Here is a 22276-nt window from a genome sequence, read left to right on the forward strand (position 1 = left end):
CATGCAAGAACTATTAGTTGATATTGAAGACAATGATGAGTTGTATCGAAGCTACATGCCGTATTTAAAGAATGGTGGCCTTTTTGTTAAAACAAACAGTAGGTTTGATATGGGGACTCCGGTCTCAATGAGAGTGATGCTACCTGACGCACTTGAAGAGGAGGAGGTGACTGGCAAAGTTGTTTGGATCACTCCCCAAGGTGCTCAAAATTCCAATCCCCCGGGCATTGGCGTAAGTTTCGATGCTGAATTTGAATTAATAAACGATAAGATAGTTAAAATGCTGGGTACAGCACTGAACTTAGACAAACCAACCTATACGATGTAAGAAGTAGTAATGATTGTAGATTCACACTGTCACCTTGACCGTTTAGATTTCGGCAAGTTAAATATTGAATTGCCTGAAGTATTGCAGGCAGCCCGCGACAGGCAAGTAGAGCACTTTTTATGTGTAAGTGTAACGCTGGACCAATTCCCAAATATGCTAAAGGTTATTGAGCCTTTTAATGATGTTTCAGCTTCATGCGGTGTGCATCCACTTAATCAAGAGGATGCTCTGAATAAAGCGCAACTGTTAAAACTAGCGCAGCACCCTCGGGTTGTTGCGATTGGTGAAACAGGGTTAGATTACTATTACTCAAAAGACACGCATCAAGTGCAACAAGATAGCTTTGTTGGTCATATTGAAGTTGCCAATGAATTAAAAAAGCCGCTGATCATTCATACAAGAGATGCCAGAAAAGACACCATCGATATTATGAAGTCAAACAATGCTCAGGATTGTGGTGGTGTACTACATTGTTTCACTGAAGATTGGAATATGGCCAAGCAAGCCATAGATATGGGTTTTTACATTTCTATTTCAGGCATAGCAACGTTTAAAAACGCGCGAGAGTTACAAGATGTTGTGAAAAAGCTGCCTTTGGATAGGTTATTAATAGAAACTGATTCTCCTTATTTGGCACCTGTACCTCACAGAGGCAAGACGAATCAACCAGCCTATGTACAAGATGTCGCTTATTTTGTTGCAGACCTTAAAGGCCTTTCATATAAAGAACTTGCGCGCGCGACGACAGATAACTTTTATCAGCTTTTTAATCTAGCAAGTCGTAGTAATGGCAGTTAACCAAGTTAACCTACCTACCTTTTTAAGCGGGCCGGTGGCCCGCAGAGCTGAATCAAACCAGATAAGCTTTCAATTTTTGACCACCCAAAAAGTTCGCTTGAGGGTTGAGTTTAGTGGATATCAGACGCAATCTGAGCAAACTGACATACAGCTGGGTGAGTCTCTGTTTCTCGTTTTACTTAATGTAAAGCCACTCGACGTTGCATTTGCCACAGATATTGAACTGCCTTATCAAGTGTTTAGTGACAATAGCCCGATTGATATGACGGGGTTCAGTTACCAAGGCAATACGGCTTTGGTTGTGCCAAAAGTACTTTCAAACGTTTTGCATGGCTCTTGCCGAAACCCACATCATCCGAGTAAGGATAGCCTCGCTGAAGCGGATGCTTATATGGCTCGCAGCTACAAAAATAGTCATGATAGGGCGGGTTTACTGATATTGTCAGGCGATCAGGTTTATGCCGATGATGTTGCGGGTCCAATGCTGGTTGCAGTGCATCAATTGATCGATGTGTTGGGGATTTATAAAGAAGCGTCGCTGAGTCTTTCATTACCGCAAACGCTGGACCAGCAGCTTTATAGCAGAGACTTGCATCTGCCAAAAGAGCCTTGGAATAATAGAAGTAAATTCTCTATTGGCTACTGGCTGCGTAAAGATGAGCCACATTTTTCAAGTGTGAAGGCTGCCAATCACCTCATTACAATTGAAGAATTTATTGCTTTTTATGTTTTAAACTTTAGCGCGCAAGCTTGGCAACTTGTATCTCCTTTTGAATTTGACACCAGTACGCTGAATAACAAGCAAGTTACATGCTTTGAAGCTGAGTCTAGAGCATTGCAGGACTTTATTTCTACTCTACCAAAAGTGGAAAGGTTGATGGCGAATGTATCTACACTGATGATGTTTGATGATCACGATGTGACAGATGACTGGAACCTAACCCCTCGATGGGAACAGAATATTGCCAATTCAGCCGTGAGTAAGCGCATAATTAACAACGGACTGATTAGCTATTGGCTGTTTCAAGGGCTCGGAAATGATGCTCAGCAAGCGTCGGGGAGTTTACTGGCAAGTTTCCATCACGCTTTGCATAAACAAACATGGGACTTTAAGCACTTTGATAAAGAGATCGCGCGTTTTGGTCAGTGGCATTATTGCTTAGATACAACGCCAAAAGTGGTTGTGATCGACACCAGAACACATAGGTGGCGAAGTGAACAAGATTTTGATGAGCCTAGTGGACTGTTGGACTGGGAAAGTTTAATGGAGCTCCAAGATGTACTTGTTAATCATGAAAGCGTGTTGTTGGTTAGCCCAGCTCCGGTGTTCGGAGTTAAGATAATTGAGACTATTCAATCAATTTTTAACTCTTGTGGTGATCCTTTAGTTGTTGATGTAGAAAATTGGATGGCTCACGAAGGTGCCGCCAGAAAGCTCATCAATATTTTTAAACGAGAAGACACACCAAAAGAGACGATTATTTTATCCGGTGATGTACATTATTCATTTTGTTTTTCTGTGCAAGCAAGGTTTGGTCGACATCATAACCGCATTTGGCAACTCACTGCATCTGGGATAAAAAATGAGTTTCCCAAAGGCTTATTAGCGATTTTAGAGAAGCTAGATATTGCATTATTCGCTCCATGGAGCCCGTTTAATTTATTCACAAAGCGTTGGCAACTTGCTGTTTCAAAACATAAATCCGATTATGAAAATGGTCGCTATCTAGTGTCTGATTCTGCAATTAGTTTGGTCAACATGGAAAATGGTAAGCTCAAAGGTTACACCCTTTTACACGGAACTGGAGAAGTCACTCAGTTTGATTTGAACTAAACCACACAGAGTTAAGCGCGATACGTAGCTTTTGCTATAGTTACCTTTAACTATAGAGACTTAAGTGGTATTTATGCTAGTGACCCTGCGCTTATGTGTAATCGCTTTGATCAGTAAAACAGCATGTATAGCCATTTGCGTTATGCTGTTTCTGCTCAGTTTCAGCATGTCTATTGCGAGCCCTGTTTTTACCGATACGTCTCAGGTTATGAGGCGGTTCGACTATGAATCAGGCTTGAGTCAAGTGACGATCATGGCACTGACTGAGGATCAGCTAGGCTACATTTGGATTGGCACTCAAGCGGGGCTCAATCGTTTTGATGGCCATGAATTCAAACAATTCACCAGTAAACAACAAAATGCGTCAGAGTTAGCGGGATCGTTTGTGACTGGACTATGCCACAGCGGCGAAACCGTGTGGATAGCCACCAGTACAGGGTTGAGCGCATATCACACCGTGACTGGGCGGTTTCAGAGCTTTTTGAAAGACAACTATCAAGCGATTACCTCAGATAGAGTCAAAACCCTAAACTGCATTGGTAACTTTATATCTGTTACAACAGAAAACCACGAGTTTTATCTGATTGATAAAAGTACGTTTGAAGTTCAATCATTTAATTTACAAGGGCGCTTTCCAAGCCATGCAATAGCGTACAACAACCAAGTTTACTACATAACCGAAAGTGGTTTTATGGTTTATCACATGCAGTCTGACAGGAACGCCGTATTGCTAGCGGGTGAGTTCAAGTATATGGCGCTGCGTGGTGAAAGGGTATTTTTAATCACAAAAGATAACAAACTACTGAGTTATGATACTTTGTACGAGCGAACTCTGTGGGAAATAGAAGTTGGCACGGGGATGGGACTAGAGCTAAATAACCTCCACATTTCAACTGACCGGTTGTTTGTAGGCAGTAATTATGGCGTATATTTGTATGACTTAAGTGGCAATCTTAAGAAGCATTGGTTCAAGCATGAGGGCCAAGGGTTAGGTCTGCAAGACAACAGCATTATGTCTGTATTGGTTGATAGTAATCATGACTTGTGGTTCGGTACTGAAACTGGCGGGTTACACTTTATTAGCCAGCTCAGTGAGAACTTTGGTCATGTAAGTGAATATAACTACCCACATAGTCCATTACCTGAGCCCGACATTAGGAACTTTGCGCTTGATCGCTTTGATCGACTTTGGCTTGCAACGTCCTCCGGTTTGTACTTTTTTGATAGAACCGGGTTTAAACAAGCACATCATGTTTTTCCCGAACTGTCCGTCGTTGAGAACGCATTCATAACCAAGCTATTTATTCGTGATGAATATATGTGGATTGCGACTCGCGGATTAGGTGTTTATCGGTTTAAGTTAAAAGGGGGCGAATTACTCAATATTATTCCTGATGTTGGGAAAGGACCTGAATTAAGTTTTAACGATATTATTGAGTTTCAGGGGAGAGTGTTAGTTAGCTCTCGCACCATGGGATTATTATTTTTTAATGAGTCTACGAGTAAACTAGAGCCATTCCTAGCCATGGATAATGCACCCAGCCATGTTTCATCATTACTTGTTCAAGGCAATTCGCTCATATTCGGTAGTATTGGTGATGGCCTTTTTAAATATGAAGATGGTAAGTTATCACAGTTAACGATAGCTGACTCTTTGGCTTCTGATATTGTGTTTATGCTCCAAGAAGACAGTTTTGGGCGTATTTGGGCTGGCAGTGAAACTGGGCTTTCTGTCATTGATAGTACTTTCTCAGTTGTTAAAGTCATTAAAAAAGCCGATGGGTTGGCCAACAGTGCAATTTGGGCGCTTTTGTTTGATAAACAGGACCACGTGTGGTTTGGCACGAGTGGTGGGCTATCCAGAATCAGCATTCATGATTTTAAAATTGATAACTTCTTACCGGTTGATGGTGTTCAGGGCAATGAGTTTAATTATAATGCGAGCTGGCTAGCGCCAGATGGGCGCGTGTTCATTGGTGGCTCTAATGGGTTTAATCAATTTCACCCAGAGCAAATTACAATATCCCCAATAATTAGGCCCCTTTTAACCTCTAATATTGAGCTGTTAGGAAGAACGTTACACCCATCTACTCACAGTGAGTTAAAACTCGCTCCTGAACTGACCACTTTTCTTGAATTAGAATATGATCAAGATATTGTGTCTTTGCATTATTCTAGTTTGGATTATGGCTCTGAAGGATTAAGGTTTTTTTATCGAATTGTCGGGCTCAGTGAGCAGTGGTTAAAACTTGCCGATGGGGTTAGACAAATTAATTTGTTGAAGCTAAGTCCTGGTAGTTATCAAGTACAAGCCTATACCATTAATCGCTTCAATCAAACATCTCCAATCCATCACTTTGATATTCAAATTAACGCTCCATGGTGGTGGAGTAAGTATACTAAAGCGATTTATTTTTTAATCGCCTCCATGTTACTTGTATTTTGGTTTAGGTTAAGGCAAAAGCGTTTTCAGCAAGTCGTTAACGATAATAAAATCATGAATGAGCTGCAAGAACGGCTAGAGCTTTCTTTGTGGGCCAGCCAAGATGAAATGTGGGATTGGCATATCGATACCGATAAGATTTATCGTCACAGTGTAAAGCCTAGGATTGAATATGGCCATTGTCAGGCTGAGATGTCTGTCCATGATGCTGTGCAATTTATACATCCAAAAGATTACATTGGGTGGGAAGAAAAACTGGAGGCATGTTTAGAGGGGGAGCAGGATACTTATGAAATTGCCATTAGAGTAAAAACAATTGATGAAAAGTGGACGTGGGTGCTCGAGCGAGGCAAGGTGGTCAGCAGAGATAGCCATGGAAAAGTGAAGCGGTTGGCGGGGTCGCTAAAGGATATTGCAGAGCTCAAAGCACATCAAAATGCCTTGCAGTTGCTGAATGAAGATTTGGAAATAAAAGTTGCGGTTCGTACCGATGAACTTTACCAAAAAAACCAAAAATTAGAACAAGCCATGATTGAGCTTAAACGGACTCAACAAGAGCTCATTGAAAGTGAGAAAATGGCCTCCTTGGGTAATGTTGTTGCTGGGATCGCACATGAAATCAACACACCATTGGGGATTTCTATTACCGCTATTTCATATAATCAGGAAAGCCTTAAGCAAGTATCAACTAAATTGCAAAATCAGACACTGAAGCAATCAGATTTAGAGCAGTCTATCGAGGAGCAGCAGGAAGGCTACTTACTGATGAGCCGAAATTTGGATCGGGCAAAGGAGCTTATCAGTAACTTTAAACAGGTCGCAGTCGATCATTCAAGTGAAGTTCAAAGGGAAATAAACGTTAAGTGTTATGTAGAGGATGTCTTCAAGTCTTTGAGCCCATTAGCCAATGGCAAGCAAATTATATTAGAAATTGATGGGGATGAGAGTATTGATGTGGATACTTATCCGGGCGCTTTGTATCAAATACTAACAAACTTATATAACAACTCGATATTGCATGGCTTTGAGGGAGCAGATCAAGGCAGTGTAAGTGTGATAGTTCAGAAGCTTGAAGGGCTTTGGACGTTAACTTATAAAGATGATGGGGTAGGGATGGGAGAGAGCAGTTTACAAACTATGTTTGACCCATTCGTTACGACTAAGCGTAGTCAAGGGGGGTGTGGTTTAGGTATGCACATTGTCTATAATTTGGTTACGCAATTACTGAAAGGCGAGATATCAGCATGGTCAAAGCCAGGCAAAGGGCTCGAAGTGAAATTGAAAGTACCTATTCGGCAAGTGAACGAGCGTAAATAAACATAATAGACCAGCGCTCATTAAACTTAATGTAAAACCAGTCTAATTTTATATGGGTTAAATGCACTACTTTACTGTAATGAAAATATCGTGGTCGATATTATCTTGTTGTATATTCCAATACTCTAATAGCTGTGTGGTGCCACCCGTATTTCGACAAATTATTTGCGTCGCAATTCTGCCTGTTCTGGCATCATAATAAATAGCTTCATCAAATGAAATTATGTCATCAGTGAATCCATCATTGTGCCATGGTTGTAATTGTAGCGGAGAGTCACTTTCAATACTTGAAGCGATACAAAAGCCAGCTGGCTCGCTATTGTCAATATTAAGGGTTGCACGATATCGGACATCTTGATAAAAACCTGGATAAAGGTGATCGCCGTCAAGCCAATGCTTTGCATCTAGTTGACTCTTTAGTTTGATTTTGGGCGCAGGTGCAATGTGATGCCGTATATGTTCAGTTGAACCATTTTCATTAGTGCAACGAAGTTCAACGTACTTTTCTTTATTTTCATACCCTTTTGGTATTTGGCCAGTAAGAATTTTGCCTTGAATTTCCATTTCTGTTAGTAAACGATGATCATTGAGCGTGTAAACGGCCGCAGATTGACAAGGTATATTGCTCGTGGGGTTGGGAGTGTATATGCGAACATCATATGCAGAACTAGATTGCGTTACCATAACGTTTATGGAGGCTTGGCTATAGTATGTTACTCTGCCAGGTGTTCCATCGGTATCATGAATCACTGTACCAGCAACGGCGGTTGTATGGATGACTATCGCGATAGGTAGCACTGATTTTATTCTCATTATAATTTCCTTTTTACATGTTATTAAAAATTACTTTATCGCGAGATGTGTTTTAGTTAAAGCATTATTAGATAGGGTATTTATGATTGCTTTTTAATTGTTTTATGTTTGGAAATAATTGGACTGTAAGAACGTGATAACCTAATTTGGGTATACCCTGATACTTTTATAAAGAGCTAAGTAACAAATAATTCGGGAAATACTAAAGTACTATAAAGAAGCAGGATAATAACGAAGGGAATATTATAAATAATACCCAAGAGGAATAGATTCTAGTTTTTAAATACAGGGCATGGGTGTCATTACCATGCCCCAATGTTAGGTATGAGGTTACATTACGCGCATACCTGGCTCAGAACCATCATCTGGGTTCAAGATATATATTTCTTTGCCACCAGGACCTGCTGCAAGCACCATACCTTCAGACATGCCGAAGCGCATCTTACGAGGCTTAAGATTAGCAACCATGACGGTCAACTTGCCTTCAATGTCTTCTGGTGCATAAGCGGACTTGATGCCTGCAAATACTTGGCGAGTTTCACCACCTAAATCTAACGTTAGTTTAAGTAGCTTCTCCGCGCCTTCAACATGCTCAGCTTTGGCGATTTTAGCTACTCGTAAATCAACCTTAGCAAAGTCATTGAATTCAATTTCGTCTGCGATTGGTTCTTTAGCCAGCGGGCTGTTAGGGTCTAAAGCCGGCTTAGCGGGCTCTAAGCTTTCTTTAGAAGCATCTACCATTGCATTTACTTTATCCAAATCTACACGCTGCATTAGTGCTTTAAATTTATTAATTTCATGGCCTACTAATGGCTGAGAAACTGTTTCCCACGTTAGTTCAGTCGCAAGGAACTGCTCAACATTTGCACTCATGCCCGGTAAGACTGGTTTCAAGTAAGTCAGGATAATCTTGAACATATTCAAGCCAAGCGAGCACACCTGATGCGCGCGCTCTTGAGTCGTTTCGTCTTTGATTAATACCCAAGGCGCTTCCGCGTCAATGAATTGGTTTGCTTTGTCTGCAAGTGTCATGATTTCACGGATGGCACGACTATATTCACGATTCTCAAAATGTGTCGCAATGGTATCCGAAACTGCGCTGAACTCTGCTAGTAGTGCTTCGTCCATGATTTCATTGCTTAACTTACCTGCGAACTTTTTAGTGATAAAACCAGCACAACGGCTAGCAATATTTACTACTTTACCAACTAGATCTGAATTTACACGCTGTGCAAAATCTTCAAGATTTAAATCTAAGTCTGTAATACCGCTGTTGAGCTTAGCAGCATAGTAATAGCGAAGATATTCTGGGTCTAAATGCTCAAGGTAGGTACGAGCTTTAATGAATGTACCTTTTGACTTAGACATTTTAGCGCCATTTACCGTTACGAAACCGTGTGCGAATACATTGGTCGGTTTCCTAAACTCAGCACCTTCAAGCATTGCTGGCCAAAATAGGCTGTGGAAGTAGATAATATCTTTACCGATAAAATGATACAGTTCTGCGTCAGAGTCTTTACCCCAAAACGCATCAAAGTCGATGCCACTTTTATCACATAGGTTTTTAAAACTCGCCATGTAACCAATTGGCGCATCTAACCATACATAGAAGTACTTACCAGGCGCACCAGGGATCTCAAAACCAAAATAAGGTGCATCACGGCTAATATCCCACTGTTGTAAGCCTTCAGCAAACCATTCTTCTAGTTTGTTAGCCATTTCAGCTTGCAAACTGCCAGAGTGAAGCCATTCTTTAAGCATGCCTTCAAAAGCAGGCAGGTCAAAGAAAAAGTGCTCAGAGTCTTTCAAAATAGGAGTCGCACCAGACATCGCAGAGCGAGGGTCCTTTAGCTCTGTTGGGCTGTAAGTGGCACCACAGGCATCACAACTGTCGCCATTTTGATCAACTGCATCACATGTAGGGCAAGTACCAGTTACAAATCTATCAGGTAAAAAGATGTTTTTTTCTGGGTCGAAAAGCTGCGAAATAGTGCGCTTTTTGATGTGGCCTTTGTCGTTTAAGCGAGTATAGATTAACTCACTAAGTGCTTTATTTTCATCACTATGGGTGCTGTGGTAGTTGTCAAAAACAATATTGAAATCAGCAAAGTCACGTTGTCTTTCGATACTTACGTTTTTGACCATTTCTTCAGGCGTGATCCCTTGCTTCTGGGCGTTTAACATGATCGGCGTACCGTGCGCATCATCTGCACATACGTAGTAAGCCTCATGACCACGCATTTTTTGAAAGCGAGACCAAATATCAGTCTGAATGTATTCAAGTAGGTGCCCTAAATGTGTTGGGCCATTTGCATATGGTAATGCACTTGTAATGAGAATTTTTCTCTTTGTCATAGTTTTCCCATGGTTAATTAGCCGTTATGGCTAACGCCAGCGTAAACTTTGCACTCAATTTGACGGTGAAATTGAGAACAATTTTTTTGTCTAACTGGATTATGCCCTAATAACGCGATTTTGACTGGTCTTAATTTATCGAATGTTACATAATTCCTGCGTTCTTTTCATCACCTGATGGCGTTTTATTTGTATGTTTGGCATCAAGAAGTTTTTTAGTAAAGAAGATCCAACTGAAACTGAGATTGTGATGCGATTAAATGGGTATCGCAGTGCTATTTTTCCTATGGGTATTTTAACGGAGTGGATAATATCTGTTAAAAAGGATACATCTGATTACAAAGTTGAAATTGAGTTGCCTTTTGCAGCCTGTACCCAGAGCAAACAGCTTGAACAATACCTGTTTACGCATCACATTAAAGATGTTCATATCTCGATCAAAACCAATATACCTGATACGTATAAATTTAAAAAAATCAAACATATTATTCTAGTCGCATCAGGGAAGGGAGGGGTAGGTAAATCAACGACGGCGGTGAATTTGGCGCTTGCATTGAAAGAGGAAGGTGCTAAGGTCGGTTTGCTTGATGCAGATATTTATGGACCTTCAATTCCATCACTATTAGGGTTAGTCGGTGAGCAGCCAAGTGCAAAGGATGATAAGACGCTTAATCCAATGCAGAAGTATGGACTAAATACGATGTCGATTGGATATTTGGTACCTGCTGAAAATGCGACTGTTTGGCGAGGCCCTATGGCGTCTCAAGCACTCAACCAGTTGTTAAATGAGACTGATTGGGGAGAACTTGATTATCTCATCGTAGATATGCCACCGGGTACGGGTGACATCCAACTCACGATGACGCAAAAGTTACCAGCGAGCGGCGCGGTTATCATAACAACGCCTCAAGATCTTGCGTTGGCAGATGCACAAAAAGGTATTGCCATGTTTTCTCAGGTGAACTTACCGATTATTGGTTTGATTGAAAATATGAGTTATTTTAACTGCCAGCACTGTGGTGAGAAAAATGCGTTGTTTGGTAGCGATGGTGGCAGTGAGTTGGCTGCGCGTCATGGCGTCCCTTTATTGGCTGAAATCCCGTTGGATATTCATATTAGAGAGGGATCGGAAAAAGGTGATAACATTATTAAGCAAGGCAATAGTATTGCTGACCATTACATCTATAGTGCGCAACTAATTAGTAGTATGCTGAATCTTCAATCATCGCAGTCGGCAGGCGTGGAAATTATTTTTACCGATGATTAAACGTCGCTTTTAGAACATATTGCGCACTTTATTTCTTACAAATACTGGCAAATGTGCTCTCAGCCTACATACTTATCTATGAAGTTTTAGGGTACCTAGCTGATCTGTGTTAGGTAGGCATGATTGTGATAGTCCTCATGGATAGCCGATCAAAATCACTTACTCAAGGAGGTGGGTATGTGGTTGTATATAAAGAAGTTAATTTTATTTATTTGGCTTATTGTTGTCGGGCAGTGTGCGCTTGCGTCACAACAAAGTACGGTTAAACAGTTTACTGATACATCAAATCAATTGACGGTTGACACGGTTATAGACAGAAAACTCAGCTTTGACACTGCGAACGAGGGTGTTAAATTTGTCAAGGGAGAAACGCTTTGGGTAAAAGTCACCAGTTCAAGCATTGCAAGTGATGAATTGGTTGTCATTACTAGCTCGATAGAAGGGACCTTGAAACTATATCAAGTTGCTGATGGTAAGGTGACAGAATATAAATTCGTATCACCAGAAGTGGCGCATTTAGCACCCAATGCGCATATATTACCGTCAATCACCCTGGTCGACGATGCCAGAAATTACGATATTTATATTCAGGTTCAGGCAAAGTATAGTGGCATGCTCTCTCTGTCAGTTATGTCTACAGAAGAGTATGGGAAAGCACTAAACAGACGGCTGTTTGTGATAGGGGTGAGCAGTGGTATTCATTACTTTATCACGTTATTTGTTTTTTTAATGGCGGCAAGCCAATCTAGAAAGGGCCTTGCTGCTTTAACCGCTTATTTTGTTTGCGTTAGTATTCAAAGCGGTGTGTCTACCGGGGCTAACAATCTTGTTTTTCCAAGTGAGGTCGCAAGTTATTTTGCCCTTTACCAGAGCCAAATATATTTACTATCTCTCATTTTCGCTGTGTTGTTTCTCAATTATTTTATGGTGGTTAAACGCGCAGAACCTGCATTTGCTCGCTTGGTGAGCGTTTCTATTTGGATTTTAGGATTGCTCATAGTACTGGTTGCTCCTTTAAAGGCCCAGCACTCTCTCGTGTTTAACTTCCTCGGAAGCCTAGTGTGTGGTGCTGTTTATTTTCTTGTGTTGGCGAACCAGTTTAAGCTGCACAAAAGTGAAGTACTCGCGATTGTGATTACTTGGTTACCTGTATTTGCGTTCAAAGCCTATGTATTTGTTAATCAATTTGGTATTTATTTACCCATAGACACATCGATATTAAACCACGTATTAATCACTACACACATCATTTTGCTCGCTTCTTTTTTATATTGGCATGACAAGAATAAGAAAAAACAGCTGCTCTTTTATGCAACACATGACAAGGATACTGGTGCACCAAACCGTTATATGCTGCAGCAAAGTTTAGAGTCTTTGGGGAAAAAGAATAAAGATCATACCTTATTGTTATTTAGACCTTTGGTATTACAAACCATTCGGTTAAATATGGGATGGAGTTACGCCAATGCGCACCTAAAAAAGTTACTCAATAAAGTGAGTGAACAGCTTAACACATACGGGAATGCAGTGATTGCAGGGCACGATAGTTTGCATACTTCAATATACCGATTGGATGACTCCTTGTTTGCAATTATTTTGATGGGTAAATTTGAGCTGAGCCAAGTAGAGCAGTTTGTTTGTGTGTTATCGGCCAGTTTTGAAGAAGGGGTAGATTTTGGAGGTGATTTGCTAGTTGATCAATTGGAAATTGGTGTAGCAAGTAATCCTATTCATGCAACAAATTCAGATTCTTTGATCCAGTGTGCAATGCAAGCAATGGCTTCAAAGCCAGCGGGAACAAATAAATGGCAATTATTTGATTTTGGCAACTCCATTGTGTCTCAAAGGCGTATAAAAATTGCGTCGGCTTTGAAAGTGGCCATTGAGCGTGAGCAACTGAGTCTATATTTACAGCCGCAATTACACTTAGGCACGGGCCGAGTATATGGATCAGAAGCGTTACTTCGATGGCATCATCCAGAATTGGGAGTTGTACCGCCGAGCGAGTTTATCCCGATCGCCGAGTCTTCAGGCATTGTATATGAGCTAACAGAGTGGGTCATTGAAACTGGCCTAAAACAACAGGCGGAGATTATCAAGTTATTACCGTCCCATACTTTATCACTTAACATCTCAGGAAAAGATGTTGGTCGTAAAGAACTGACGGTGCAACTCATTGAACTGGTGAATCAGTATGCATTGGCGCCATCACAAATTGTATTGGAAGTGACGGAGTCAGCAACCGTTGAAAATGAAAATATACTGTTTGATACTTTGGCTGATTATCGCAGCATCGGATTGCGCGTTGCCATTGATGATTTTGGTACAGGGTACTCATCCTTGGCCTATTTGAGCCAACTGGGCTTTGATAAACTTAAAATTGACAAGCGTTTTGTTATGGATGTAGAAAGTTCGAAAACCAATCAGACCATTTGTAAGGCAACATGCGATATGGCTCACAGCTTAGGCTCTGTTGTTGTTGCTGAGGGGATTGAGAGTGAGGGGAGCTATCGACAGCTACAGAGTTATCACTGTGATATTGGGCAAGGCTATTTTATATCAAGACCTTTACCATTTGAGCAATATAAAGCATGGCTTCAAAGAATGATCGATGTCGAAGATGTTATTCACTATTTGACGTCCTAGTCTTTGCGCTTATTTACGGTGTTTTTTCTATACAAGCCGCGATAATTCGGCCAAGCGTCATAAAATCAATGGGCTTGGGGAGTATGTCATGCATGCCAGCAGCTGCAAAGTGCTTTTGACTGAGTTCGTCTGTATTGGCTGTCATGGCAATAATTTGACAATGCTCTGCTACTAGCCCTTTGTCTAAAATGGTGCTAGTGGCGGTCAGCCCGTCCATAACAGGCATTATGCTATCCATAAAAATAATGTCGTATGTGCTTTGCTCGCATTGTTGAATTGCTAATTTACCATTGGGAGCAATATCAGGAATGATATTAAACTTGCTTAAAAAAGCGCTGATGACCTTTTGATTAATATCGTTATCTTCAACAACTAAGACCGCTAATTTTGAGGCATCAAACTCTTTAGTGGATGGTAGGGTCTTAGCTTTAGGCTCTGGTGCACTGGTTAATGGGATACACACCTTAAACTGGCTACCGTGTTTTAATATGCTGTGTACTTCGATGGTGCCTTGCATCAGCTCGATGAGCTCTTTCACAATGGACATACCAAGACCGGTCCCTCCAAAATGGCTACCAACCTCGTTTTCACCTTGTTTGAATGGGTCGAATAAATGTTTGATACTGGTAGACGACATGCCTATACCTGTGTCATTGACTTCAATGAATAAATCTATATCTGGTTGCCGTTCTTTTGCATATGCTCTTAATTCAACGCCACCGCAGTCGGTAAATTTTATGGCATTACTGATCAGGTTGGTGATGATCTGATTCAGCCTAACAGGGTCACATTTGACCCAACATTGTGGCGGTAAGTCGATGCTATATGAAAATTCAATGTTTTTTTTGTCGGCTAACTGTTTTGATAACTCGACGACATCGTAAATAATACGCGTGATGTTACTTTGATGATAAGCCAGAGAGAGGCCTTTCTGGGAAATTTTAGAAAAATCTAATATCTCATTGACTAAGCTAGTTAATACCTCTGTACTGCGCAGTGCCAATTGTATATTTTCGGTCACTTTTCCTTGCTCAGGTTCATCCATTGCGTTTAAGAGCAATCCATTAATTCCATTTAATGGTGTTCTCATTTCATGACTTATTTTTGCGAGTAATAAACTTCTTTCATTTAAAAGTGTCTCAGCTTCTAGCTTCTGATTTTTCAACTTTTCTCTCAGTTGAACATCTTTGGTGATATCTTGGAGTGAGCCGATTAGGTTAATGCATCCACCGTCTTTAGATTCAACTTCGCCATGGCATGAAAGCCATATTTTGCGCTTATCCTTTGTGGTTGCTGGAAACTCTAATTCCCACGATTCACCGTCATTTTTGGCATGAGATATGGCGTGTAAAAACTTTTGTTGATATAACTCATTGTCAATAAATTTCACCCATTCAGAGAGGGAAGGGGTCGTATTTAAGTCTATACCATGAAGCTTCTTTGTTTCATCGCTCCAAAATACTTGCTGATTGGACATATTAACCCTCCAACTCCCGATGGCGGCAACTTGTTCAACCTTTTTTAGCGTCTTGTAATTGTCTTTTAACCTAACCTCTGACTCAATTCTAGCCAGTTCGAAGCCTAGCCACTGTGCAAATAATTCAACATAATCAATGTGCTCAGCTGTAAAAGGTTGACTAACTTTAGCGGCAGAAAAGTTGATTGTACCAAACGTTCGGTTAGCAACGCGAATAGGCGCGCCAATATAAGATTCTAACTGAAACTGCGTATAGCAGGGGTGCTTTGAGATGTCGCTATTACCAGCATGGTGAAATGACAGCGCTTTGTTGGCTTTAAGCGTATGAACACAGTATGTGCCTTGTAAGTCAAATTTGCACTGTGGAGTAAGCTCTGCGTTGTCTGACTCAACATATAAGATAGTGTAGGTTGCATCAGTAACCTCACTGACAATGGCTATCTCCAGATCAAAGATTTCAAGCCCAAATTTAAGTAATAACTGAATTTTCTCTGTTGTACTTATGTTTTGCTGTGACACGATGTTATGGAATCGTCTTAAAAAGCTCACTAGCATAAATCCTTTTATTGGGCCGCCGGTCAGTAACCACAGTGACATGAGTTAAGTATAGAACGGTGATACTATATTAAAAAATATAGATTGCAATTACATATTTTATTTTTAACGGGCGTATTAATTGCTTTCATTATGCAAAGCTTTACCTAGTATTTGGAAATAATAGCTAATGTTTTGTGCTATTTTTACTTGTTCTTCGGCAAGTGGGAATCCGCCAGCAGACTCTAATTTTGACTGAATGACATCTGAGACAAGAAATTCATTTTGAATACTGTGGTCGTGCGCAATATAGCATTCGAAAGCGCGTGCAGTGAGCTCTTGAGGTAAGCTGTAATATAAATGCTGCGCTCGTTTATCCAATGCGATTGCGCGTTCAAAAAACGCGCTTGGTTTAGTACCGTCTTCTGTGAGTAATATTGTTTTATAGACTTCGTTAAGCAATTGGTTAAGCGGGTGTGATAAGTTTGGAGAAGATGTTAGCCATAAAGAAGAGGCAAAATCACTGGCTTTGCTTTGTTGGAACAGGTGTTTACAAATGTAGTGGTCAAATGCGTGCCACCATTCGTGTGCGAGTGCGCCGCCACCAGCATTTTTAGCTAAGGCTAGAGTGCGTTTTGCGGGTGCATAATGTGCTTGAACACCTTTTTGACCACCACTACCGAAAGCTAAGTTTAATGTGCCTCGCAGCCCCATTGCTTTTGGTGGTAATGATAATATTTGAGCAAGATCTGCCAGTGCATCATAAATCAAGTTTGCGGCAATGTGCTGCTCTTGTTGAGAAACCCAATTCCCAAGAACAATGGTCTTAAAGCCAAAAGTTGACTTCAACTCATCAAAACAAACTTGATCACCAAACCGGTAATCAGGACCAAGGCGTTTAAACTGCCGATGTAATCTAGTTGTCTTCACTCAGGTATCGCTTTTTTACATCGTCAGGCATGAACTTTGTTTGCTCGTGGATCATGCCTGCAAGTAAATGATGTAACGGTTCTATTTGTAAGTTTTCATAACATGCTAAGAAGTAGGCACAAGCTTCTAACGTTGAGAGACTGTACGATTGTTCAGCTTTTCTAATTGAGTAGTTATTTTCAGGCCGCTGTGAGAACGTAATTTTGTTGAGGTTATTAAGCCATGGGTTTAACAAGGCTATTTTATTGGCTTTTTTCCAAGTGCCGTCCAATACGAAGAGCACTTCTACAGGCTTTGATTTTGATGAGATTGACTCAACATTAATGGCATTTGGAGCTGGATATAAAAGCCCGCAATTATATGTTCTAGCAATTTCTTGAGGCACTTTAAAATCCGAAGGACTTTCGCCTACGTATACTTCTATAGCAGACAATTGCAAGTTTAAAAGCCGAACAGTGTTTTTCGCAACGGTTACTTCGCTAGGATGTTGTAATACTATAATCCTAGTTTGATTACTCAATTTTGGGCTTGTCACATAACTACACACGCATGTTTTAGTTGAAAAGTGACAAATATCGCAAGTACTTCTTTTCATAGAGGCTTTTAACAGGTTTAATTGGTATATATATTAACATAATTTAGAGTTGGCTTTGCTCTTGTTGATACTCTTAACTAGCATATAGGTATAAAACAGTATACGGGCAATAGACAATAAAGGACTTTTATGGAAACTAAAATTGATGAAACTTGTTTGGAAAACATGCAAGCGCTATTGGGCGAACAGTTTAGCGACACGTTGGAGTTTTGCCTCAGCGAATTTGATAGGTTAGCAAATGAAGTGAGGGCAACCATTGATAATGACTTGGAAGCTGCAACGAGAAATGCGCATAGCTTAAAGTCTAATGCCGCCCAGTTCGGTGCTATGAGCCTTGCCGATGTGTCGAGAAGTATAGAGATGGCATTAGTGGAGGGCAATGTTGATTATGCTAAAACACAGGTGAGTGTGTTATGTAGCGAAGTTGATGCTTCAAAGGCTTTGTTACAGCGTTGGTTAACTTCAACAAAAGTTTAGTTATACAAAATCCATTGTCATGCTTTAGTGACCTAAGGTAAACAGTCAAATATTCTGTCAACGCAGTATTCAGGTATGTGCCGTTGATATTCCCCAAATGATACTTTCATATTCCCTCATTCATGGTTATGCTAGGCTAGGAATGAGGGAGAAAAGAATGAATAAAATAAGTAAAAGCAATAAATTAAATGGGGTTTGCTACGATATTCGCGGGCCGGTTTTGTCTCAAGCACAGAAAATGGAAGACGAGGGCGTAAAAGTACTCAAGCTGAACATTGGAAATCCTGCCGCATTCGGTTTTGATATGCCTGAGGATATGCACAGAGACATTATCAGAAACTTGCGTCTGGGTCAGGGATATTGTGATTCAAAGGGGTTATATTCTGCGCGCGTAGCCGTTTATCAATACTATCAACAAAAAAACTTTCCAAATATTAGTGTCGACAATACCTTTATTGGCAATGGAGTGAGTGAGCTCATTCAAATGGTTACTCAAGCACTACTCAATGATGGTGATGAGGTGCTCATTCCTGCACCTGATTACCCGCTGTGGACTGCATCCGTTAAGCTCTCTGGTGGTGTTCCTGTACATTATATGTGTGATGAGTGTGCGGATTGGTTCCCTGATATTGCGGATATTAAAGATAAAATTAACAGCAAAACTAAAGCACTTGTGTTGATTAACCCAAATAACCCAACAGGTGCAGTCTACAGCAAAGCGTTGTTAGAGGCGCTTATCGAGGTTGCGAGAGAGCATAACTTGCTTATCTTGAGTGATGAAATTTACGAGAAAGTCCTGTTTGATGGTACCGAGCACTTCTCCATAGGATCCTTGTGTGATGACTTACCAGTGATCACCTTCAATGGGTTGGCAAAAACTTACCGAGCTGCCGGCCTGAGAATGGGGTGGATGGTTGCCAGTGGCAAGGTCTCAGCAATGCGAGATTTACTTGAAGGACTAAACATGTTGGCATCAATGCGCTTATGTGCAAACGTGCCTGCTCAATTCGCAATACAACAAGCGCTCGGCGGAGTGCAGTCGATAGATGATTTGTTATTGCCAGGTGGACGTTTATACGAACAGCGTAATATTGCATGGGAAGGTTTAAATGATATTCAAGGCATATCTTGCGTAAAACCTAAAGGGGCATTATATGCATTTGCCAAGATCGACACTAAGCATTTTAATGTGAAAAATGATGAGCTGATGGTTCTGGACTTACTCAGAGAAGAAAAAATTCTACTCGTACATGGTCGCGCATTTAACTGGCCATCACCAGATCACTTTAGGCTGGTATTTTTGCCTCATAAAGATGAACTTGAACCTGCGCTGCAATCTATGCAACGCTTTTTTGACCATTACCGACAGTAAACATATTGATTGGAAATTATTACCGATTTAATTAGTTTTTTGCGATATTAGTAACATATTGACTATATAGCCTTGGTAGGTCTGCTAATATCGCTTCTTTACCGAGTATATCCTGTTTTGCGATGGCATCGTGTATTGTGTTGGGTGTAACATATTTCGTCATCATGTTCGCAGTTTTGATATGGCTAATATGCCAAGGCTCAGCGGCAACACCGCCTCGATATTTATCATACGGTTTAAAAAAGCCGAATTCAGATAATGAAGATTCGAGCCAGCAAGAAAATTCATAAAATGGCCCACCAGATTGATATTCCCATGGTTCAAGTTGAAGCGATTGATCCGGATTGAGGAAATTACTGGCATAGACGTCTAAATCACTCCCAAAATGATGACGGCTAGTAGCAGGCAAAGCGGAAAAAAGCATAATGGCATCAACAATTGCCTCATCGCTTAAAGTATCAATGTTAACCGCTTGATTGTTGTGGTCGAAAATAGGGCGTTGGCCACTAAACTTCGCATTCCAAATATGAGCTTGTCGATGAAAATCTCGGTGAGCAGACGCGATTGCAAATTCAAATCCTGCGCTGCGTGCTGCGCTGCTAAGCGCATCTAAATCATCAACAATTTGTGCGTGTACCAGATTGCTCTGGTACTCGACAAGATGTGTGGTATCTAAACCTAAAGCTTGCTGTATAACGCAGGTCATTATGCCTTCACCAGCAGCTTTTCAAGAATGGATTCATAAATGAGTGCTAAATCATCGAGCGATTTGGCACAGACTTGCTCATCTACCTGATGAATAGTTTTGTTTACAGGTCCAAGTTCAATGACCTTACAGCCTGTCTGCGCGATGAAACGCCCGTCAGATGTACCACCCGTTGTTTCAGGAGTCGAATCAATACGAGTGACTTCCTTGATTGCTTCTAAAGTTACGTTAAGAAGCTCTCCAGGCTCAGTTAAGAAGGGGAGGCCATTTACTGTCCAGTTAAGGTCATAATCAAGCTTATGTGCTTTTAAAATGTCGTTGACGCCCTGTTGCAGTTGTTCAACGGTTGACTCAGTACTGAATCTAAAATTGAACTGCACGTCGACAGTACCAGGTATCACGTTCCCTGCGCCTGTGCCGCCATGGATATTTGAAATCTGAAAGCTGGTTGCTGGGAAAAAGTCGTTGCCTTTATCCCATTCCTTAGTGCTTAACTCAGTAAGTGCTGGAGCCACATCATGAATTGGGTTCTTTGCAAGGTGAGGGTAGGCAACATGCCCTTGAATACCTTTAACGGTTAAATGCCCTGTTAAAGAGCCTCGACGACCGTTTTTGACCACGTCTCCTAATGTATCCCTAGAAGAAGGCTCACCAACCAGACACATATCGATTTTTTCATTACGCGCCTCAAGTAAGTCGACAACCTTAGTGGTGCCGTTAATGAATGGACCTTCCTCATCTGAAGTGATTAAAAAGCTGATAGAGCCGTCATGATCTGGGTGTTTTGCAACAAAACGTTCAGTGGCAACGACCATCGCAGCCAAAGAGCCTTTCATGTCAGCTGCGCCCCTTCCGTGCAGAATGCCATTTTCAACGAGGCCTGCAAAAGGAGGATGGCGCCAGTCTTTTTCGTTGCCAACAGGCACCACGTCAGTATGTCCTGCAAAACAAAAATGAGGCCCTTGATCACCTTTTCTTGCCCATGTATTGAGCGTATCAATAAAAAAGTGCTCTTCAATCTTGAAGCCTAGCTTTTCTAAACGGCTGTTAATTAAGCTCTGACACCCAGCATCCTCTGGTGTGACTGAAGGGCGTTGGATGAGTGCGGAGGCGAGTTCAACAACATCGCTTAGAGGGGGTTGGCTCATTTGAAAATCTCTTGATATTGTGCAGCTTTAAAACCGATATGCAGATCCGAGTTCACTTTTAAAATCGGACGTTTAATCATTGCTGGTGCGTCCAGCATGTGTTGTTTGGCAGAGGCTTCATTTAAGCTTTGCTTTTGCTCATCGCTCAGAGCTCGATAAGTCGTCCCTCGCTTGTTTAACACGGTTTCCCAACCTAATTTCTCAACAAAGTGATCAAGCAGTTCAGATGTCAATCCATCTTTGCGGTAATCGTGAAAATCGAACTCAATATTTTGCTCTTGGAGAAACTTTTTGGCTTTTTTAATCGTGTCACAATTTGGAATACCGTATAAAACTATACTCATAATTTACTAGCTCTCGATAATGTAATTAGCGGTTCTTTACCCGCATTCACTTGATTTAACGGATAATAACATGGCCCTAGCTTATCTGCATTGAGAATTAACAATGTACCAGTGATGGGCAAATCTTGAGGTACATCAAAATAGCAAAGAATATCACCGGTGATGATATGTTTCTGACCAACGCTATGTTTTATTAAGTTTTCCATCTTTCGGTATTCACTTGGGATGTGCAAGTGAAGAAGTAGCTGAAGCCCTGATTCTGCTCGTATCACAAATTCACAGCCTTGCTGACTGACTTTGATCACTTTTCCATTACATGGTGACATCATCAATGCTTGGTTCATTTTGACACAGACACCACTGCCAATCATCCCAGTTGAAAACAAGGGTAAAGGGTGGTGAGTTAATGGGAAAACTTTACCAGTAAATGGACTCGCAATATGTAAAAGGGGGTTTGCTATTTGTGTTATAGGTGCGTAATTAATGGGTTTAGAAAATATCATTAAACAAAAAGGTAACCGTCTTTTCTGAGCGCTTGAATGGCGTTATTAAGCTGCTGCTCTTTCACTAAAATATAATCTGTGTCGTATGTAGAAATAGAGAAAATAGAAACGTTTGCGCTGGCAAGTACACCAGAAATATTTGACATAATTCCTGTCAATGAAAAACCAAGTGGGCCAATGATCTCAATCGCTCTCCAATATGGTTCAGCCGCGAAGCTTTCTAATTTGATATCAGATGGGCATACGATAGACAATTCTTCCGTTGTTTTTGCAATGAAAAAGATATCAGATTGCAATACATTTGCAGGAATTGCAGCATCGTTATCGAGGCTGTGAATTGTAAAGTCTTGTTGTAGTATTTGTAGCGTTTGTTTGGACATACTTGCGCT

Annotated in this window: 18 protein-coding genes; 8 read left to right on the forward strand and 10 right to left on the reverse strand. The window is 40.9% G+C overall.

Features of this window, described 5'->3' with window-relative positions; translation table 11 throughout:
• The first annotated feature begins 1 nt into the window (after position 1).
• The 4 genes from JF50_RS12345 (at position 2) to JF50_RS12360 (ending at position 6720) form a co-directional block, all read left to right on the forward strand.
• Positions 2-328, forward strand: coding sequence for a PilZ domain-containing protein (locus JF50_RS12345; RefSeq protein ID WP_039609768.1), 327 nt, complete (start codon positions 2-4; stop codon positions 326-328).
• Between the two features lie 9 nt (positions 329-337).
• Positions 338-1126: a TatD family hydrolase gene (locus tag JF50_RS12350; protein WP_039609769.1), complete on the forward strand. Its 789-nt coding sequence runs from the start codon at positions 338-340 to the stop codon at positions 1124-1126.
• Positions 1116-2960 (forward strand): metallophosphatase, encoded by a 1845-nt coding sequence (locus JF50_RS12355; protein WP_039609770.1) that lies wholly within the window; start codon positions 1116-1118, stop codon positions 2958-2960. The genes JF50_RS12350 and JF50_RS12355 overlap by 11 nt, the downstream gene beginning before the upstream one ends.
• 73 nt (positions 2961-3033) lie before the next feature.
• Positions 3034-6720, forward strand: coding sequence for a two-component regulator propeller domain-containing protein (locus JF50_RS12360; RefSeq protein ID WP_080760228.1), 3687 nt, complete (start codon positions 3034-3036; stop codon positions 6718-6720).
• 66 nt (positions 6721-6786) lie between these two features.
• Here JF50_RS12360 and JF50_RS12365 read toward each other — a convergent pair whose 3' ends face one another.
• Both JF50_RS12365 and metG read right to left on the reverse strand, forming a co-directional pair.
• A complete protein-coding gene (locus JF50_RS12365) occupies positions 6787-7533 on the reverse strand; it encodes a hypothetical protein (RefSeq protein WP_039609771.1) in 747 nt (248 codons plus the stop codon).
• A gap of 330 nt (positions 7534-7863) precedes the next feature.
• Positions 7864-9888 (reverse strand): methionine--tRNA ligase, encoded by a 2025-nt coding sequence (gene metG, locus JF50_RS12370; protein WP_039609772.1) that lies wholly within the window; start codon positions 9886-9888, stop codon positions 7864-7866.
• 193 nt (positions 9889-10081) lie between these two features.
• Here metG and apbC point away from each other — a divergent pair, with 193 nt between their 5' ends.
• Together apbC and JF50_RS12380 are read left to right on the forward strand one after the other, a co-directional pair.
• Positions 10082-11155, forward strand: coding sequence for an iron-sulfur cluster carrier protein ApbC (gene apbC, locus JF50_RS12375; RefSeq protein WP_039609773.1), 1074 nt, complete (start codon positions 10082-10084; stop codon positions 11153-11155).
• 177 nt (positions 11156-11332) lie between these two features.
• Positions 11333-13801, forward strand: coding sequence for a putative bifunctional diguanylate cyclase/phosphodiesterase (locus JF50_RS12380; RefSeq protein ID WP_052262276.1), 2469 nt, complete (start codon positions 11333-11335; stop codon positions 13799-13801).
• 13 nt (positions 13802-13814) lie between these two features.
• Here the strand turns inward: JF50_RS12380 and JF50_RS12385 are convergent, their stop codons facing one another.
• From JF50_RS12385 to JF50_RS12395, 3 genes are all read right to left on the reverse strand, one after another.
• Entirely contained in the window at positions 13815-15827 is a 2013-nt protein-coding gene (locus JF50_RS12385) for a GAF domain-containing hybrid sensor histidine kinase/response regulator (protein ID WP_039610154.1), read from the reverse strand.
• A gap of 123 nt (positions 15828-15950) precedes the next feature.
• Positions 15951-16742 carry a CLCA_X family protein gene (locus JF50_RS12390; protein ID WP_039609774.1) on the reverse strand — a complete coding sequence of 264 codons (792 nt, stop codon included), beginning with the start codon at positions 16740-16742 and terminating at the stop codon, positions 15951-15953.
• A complete protein-coding gene (locus JF50_RS12395; RefSeq protein ID WP_039609775.1) occupies positions 16729-17337 on the reverse strand; it encodes a tRNA-uridine aminocarboxypropyltransferase in 609 nt (202 codons plus the stop codon). The genes JF50_RS12390 and JF50_RS12395 overlap by 14 nt, the downstream gene beginning before the upstream one ends.
• A gap of 129 nt (positions 17338-17466) precedes the next feature.
• Here JF50_RS12395 and JF50_RS12400 point away from each other — a divergent pair, with 129 nt between their 5' ends.
• Together JF50_RS12400 and JF50_RS12405 are read left to right on the forward strand one after the other, a co-directional pair.
• On the forward strand, positions 17467-17814 hold the full coding sequence (locus tag JF50_RS12400) for an Hpt domain-containing protein (protein WP_039609776.1): 348 nt from the start codon (positions 17467-17469) through the stop codon (positions 17812-17814).
• A gap of 157 nt (positions 17815-17971) precedes the next feature.
• Positions 17972-19186, forward strand: coding sequence for a pyridoxal phosphate-dependent aminotransferase (locus JF50_RS12405; protein ID WP_039609777.1), 1215 nt, complete (start codon positions 17972-17974; stop codon positions 19184-19186).
• A gap of 31 nt (positions 19187-19217) precedes the next feature.
• On the opposite strand, the gene JF50_RS12410 is transcribed toward JF50_RS12405, so the two are convergent.
• From JF50_RS12410 to JF50_RS12430, 5 genes are read right to left on the reverse strand one after another with little or no spacing between them, the layout of a single operon-like run.
• The gene (locus JF50_RS12410) at positions 19218-19892 is read right to left on the reverse strand and encodes a M15 family metallopeptidase (protein WP_039609778.1); all 675 of its coding nucleotides are present in this window, start codon (positions 19890-19892) and stop codon (positions 19218-19220) included.
• Positions 19892-21040 (reverse strand): succinyl-diaminopimelate desuccinylase, encoded by a 1149-nt coding sequence (dapE, locus tag JF50_RS12415; RefSeq protein ID WP_039609779.1) that lies wholly within the window; start codon positions 21038-21040, stop codon positions 19892-19894. The genes JF50_RS12410 and dapE overlap by 1 nt, the downstream gene beginning before the upstream one ends.
• Positions 21037-21384 carry an ArsC family reductase gene (locus tag JF50_RS12420; RefSeq protein ID WP_039609780.1) on the reverse strand — a complete coding sequence of 116 codons (348 nt, stop codon included), beginning with the start codon at positions 21382-21384 and terminating at the stop codon, positions 21037-21039. Before JF50_RS12420 ends, dapE begins: the two co-directional genes overlap by 4 nt.
• Positions 21381-21887 (reverse strand): PTS glucose transporter subunit IIA, encoded by a 507-nt coding sequence (locus JF50_RS12425; protein WP_039609781.1) that lies wholly within the window; start codon positions 21885-21887, stop codon positions 21381-21383. The genes JF50_RS12420 and JF50_RS12425 overlap by 4 nt, the downstream gene beginning before the upstream one ends.
• Complete coding sequence (locus JF50_RS12430) at positions 21887-22267, reverse strand: ACT domain-containing protein (RefSeq protein WP_039609782.1); 381 nt, start codon at positions 22265-22267, stop codon at positions 21887-21889. Before JF50_RS12430 ends, JF50_RS12425 begins: the two co-directional genes overlap by 1 nt.
• Between the last annotated feature and the right edge of the window lie 9 nt (positions 22268-22276).

Origin of the sequence: Pseudoalteromonas luteoviolacea, assembly GCF_000814765.1 — a bacterium.
GTDB lineage: Bacteria > Pseudomonadota > Gammaproteobacteria > Enterobacterales > Alteromonadaceae > Pseudoalteromonas > Pseudoalteromonas luteoviolacea_H.

Excerpts from the sequence above, each read along its gene's own strand:
- JF50_RS12365 (WP_039609771.1), bottom strand. The coding sequence starts at position 7,533 with ATGAGAATAAAATCAGTGCTACCTATCGCGATAGTCATCCATACAACC.
- JF50_RS12380 (WP_052262276.1), top strand. The coding sequence starts at position 11,333 with ATGTGGTTGTATATAAAGAAGTTAATTTTATTTATTTGGCTTATTGTT.
- apbC (WP_039609773.1), top strand. The coding sequence starts at position 10,082 with ATGTTTGGCATCAAGAAGTTTTTTAGTAAAGAAGATCCAACTGAAACT.
- JF50_RS12425 (WP_039609781.1), bottom strand. The coding sequence starts at position 21,887 with ATGATATTTTCTAAACCCATTAATTACGCACCTATAACACAAATAGCA.
- JF50_RS12350 (WP_039609769.1), top strand. The coding sequence starts at position 338 with ATGATTGTAGATTCACACTGTCACCTTGACCGTTTAGATTTCGGCAAG.
- JF50_RS12360 (WP_080760228.1), top strand. The coding sequence starts at position 3,034 with ATGCTAGTGACCCTGCGCTTATGTGTAATCGCTTTGATCAGTAAAACA.
- metG (WP_039609772.1), bottom strand. The coding sequence starts at position 9,888 with ATGACAAAGAGAAAAATTCTCATTACAAGTGCATTACCATATGCAAAT.
- JF50_RS12345 (WP_039609768.1), top strand. The coding sequence starts at position 2 with ATGCAAGAACTATTAGTTGATATTGAAGACAATGATGAGTTGTATCGA.
- JF50_RS12430 (WP_039609782.1), bottom strand. The coding sequence starts at position 22,267 with ATGTCCAAACAAACGCTACAAATACTACAACAAGACTTTACAATTCAC.
- JF50_RS12410 (WP_039609778.1), bottom strand. The coding sequence starts at position 19,892 with ATGACCTGCGTTATACAGCAAGCTTTAGGTTTAGATACCACACATCTT.
- JF50_RS12420 (WP_039609780.1), bottom strand. The coding sequence starts at position 21,384 with ATGAGTATAGTTTTATACGGTATTCCAAATTGTGACACGATTAAAAAA.
- JF50_RS12405 (WP_039609777.1), top strand. The coding sequence starts at position 17,972 with ATGAATAAAATAAGTAAAAGCAATAAATTAAATGGGGTTTGCTACGAT.
- JF50_RS12355 (WP_039609770.1), top strand. The coding sequence starts at position 1,116 with ATGGCAGTTAACCAAGTTAACCTACCTACCTTTTTAAGCGGGCCGGTG.
- JF50_RS12400 (WP_039609776.1), top strand. The coding sequence starts at position 17,467 with ATGGAAACTAAAATTGATGAAACTTGTTTGGAAAACATGCAAGCGCTA.
- dapE (WP_039609779.1), bottom strand. The coding sequence starts at position 21,040 with ATGAGCCAACCCCCTCTAAGCGATGTTGTTGAACTCGCCTCCGCACTC.
- JF50_RS12395 (WP_039609775.1), bottom strand. The coding sequence starts at position 17,337 with ATGAAAAGAAGTACTTGCGATATTTGTCACTTTTCAACTAAAACATGC.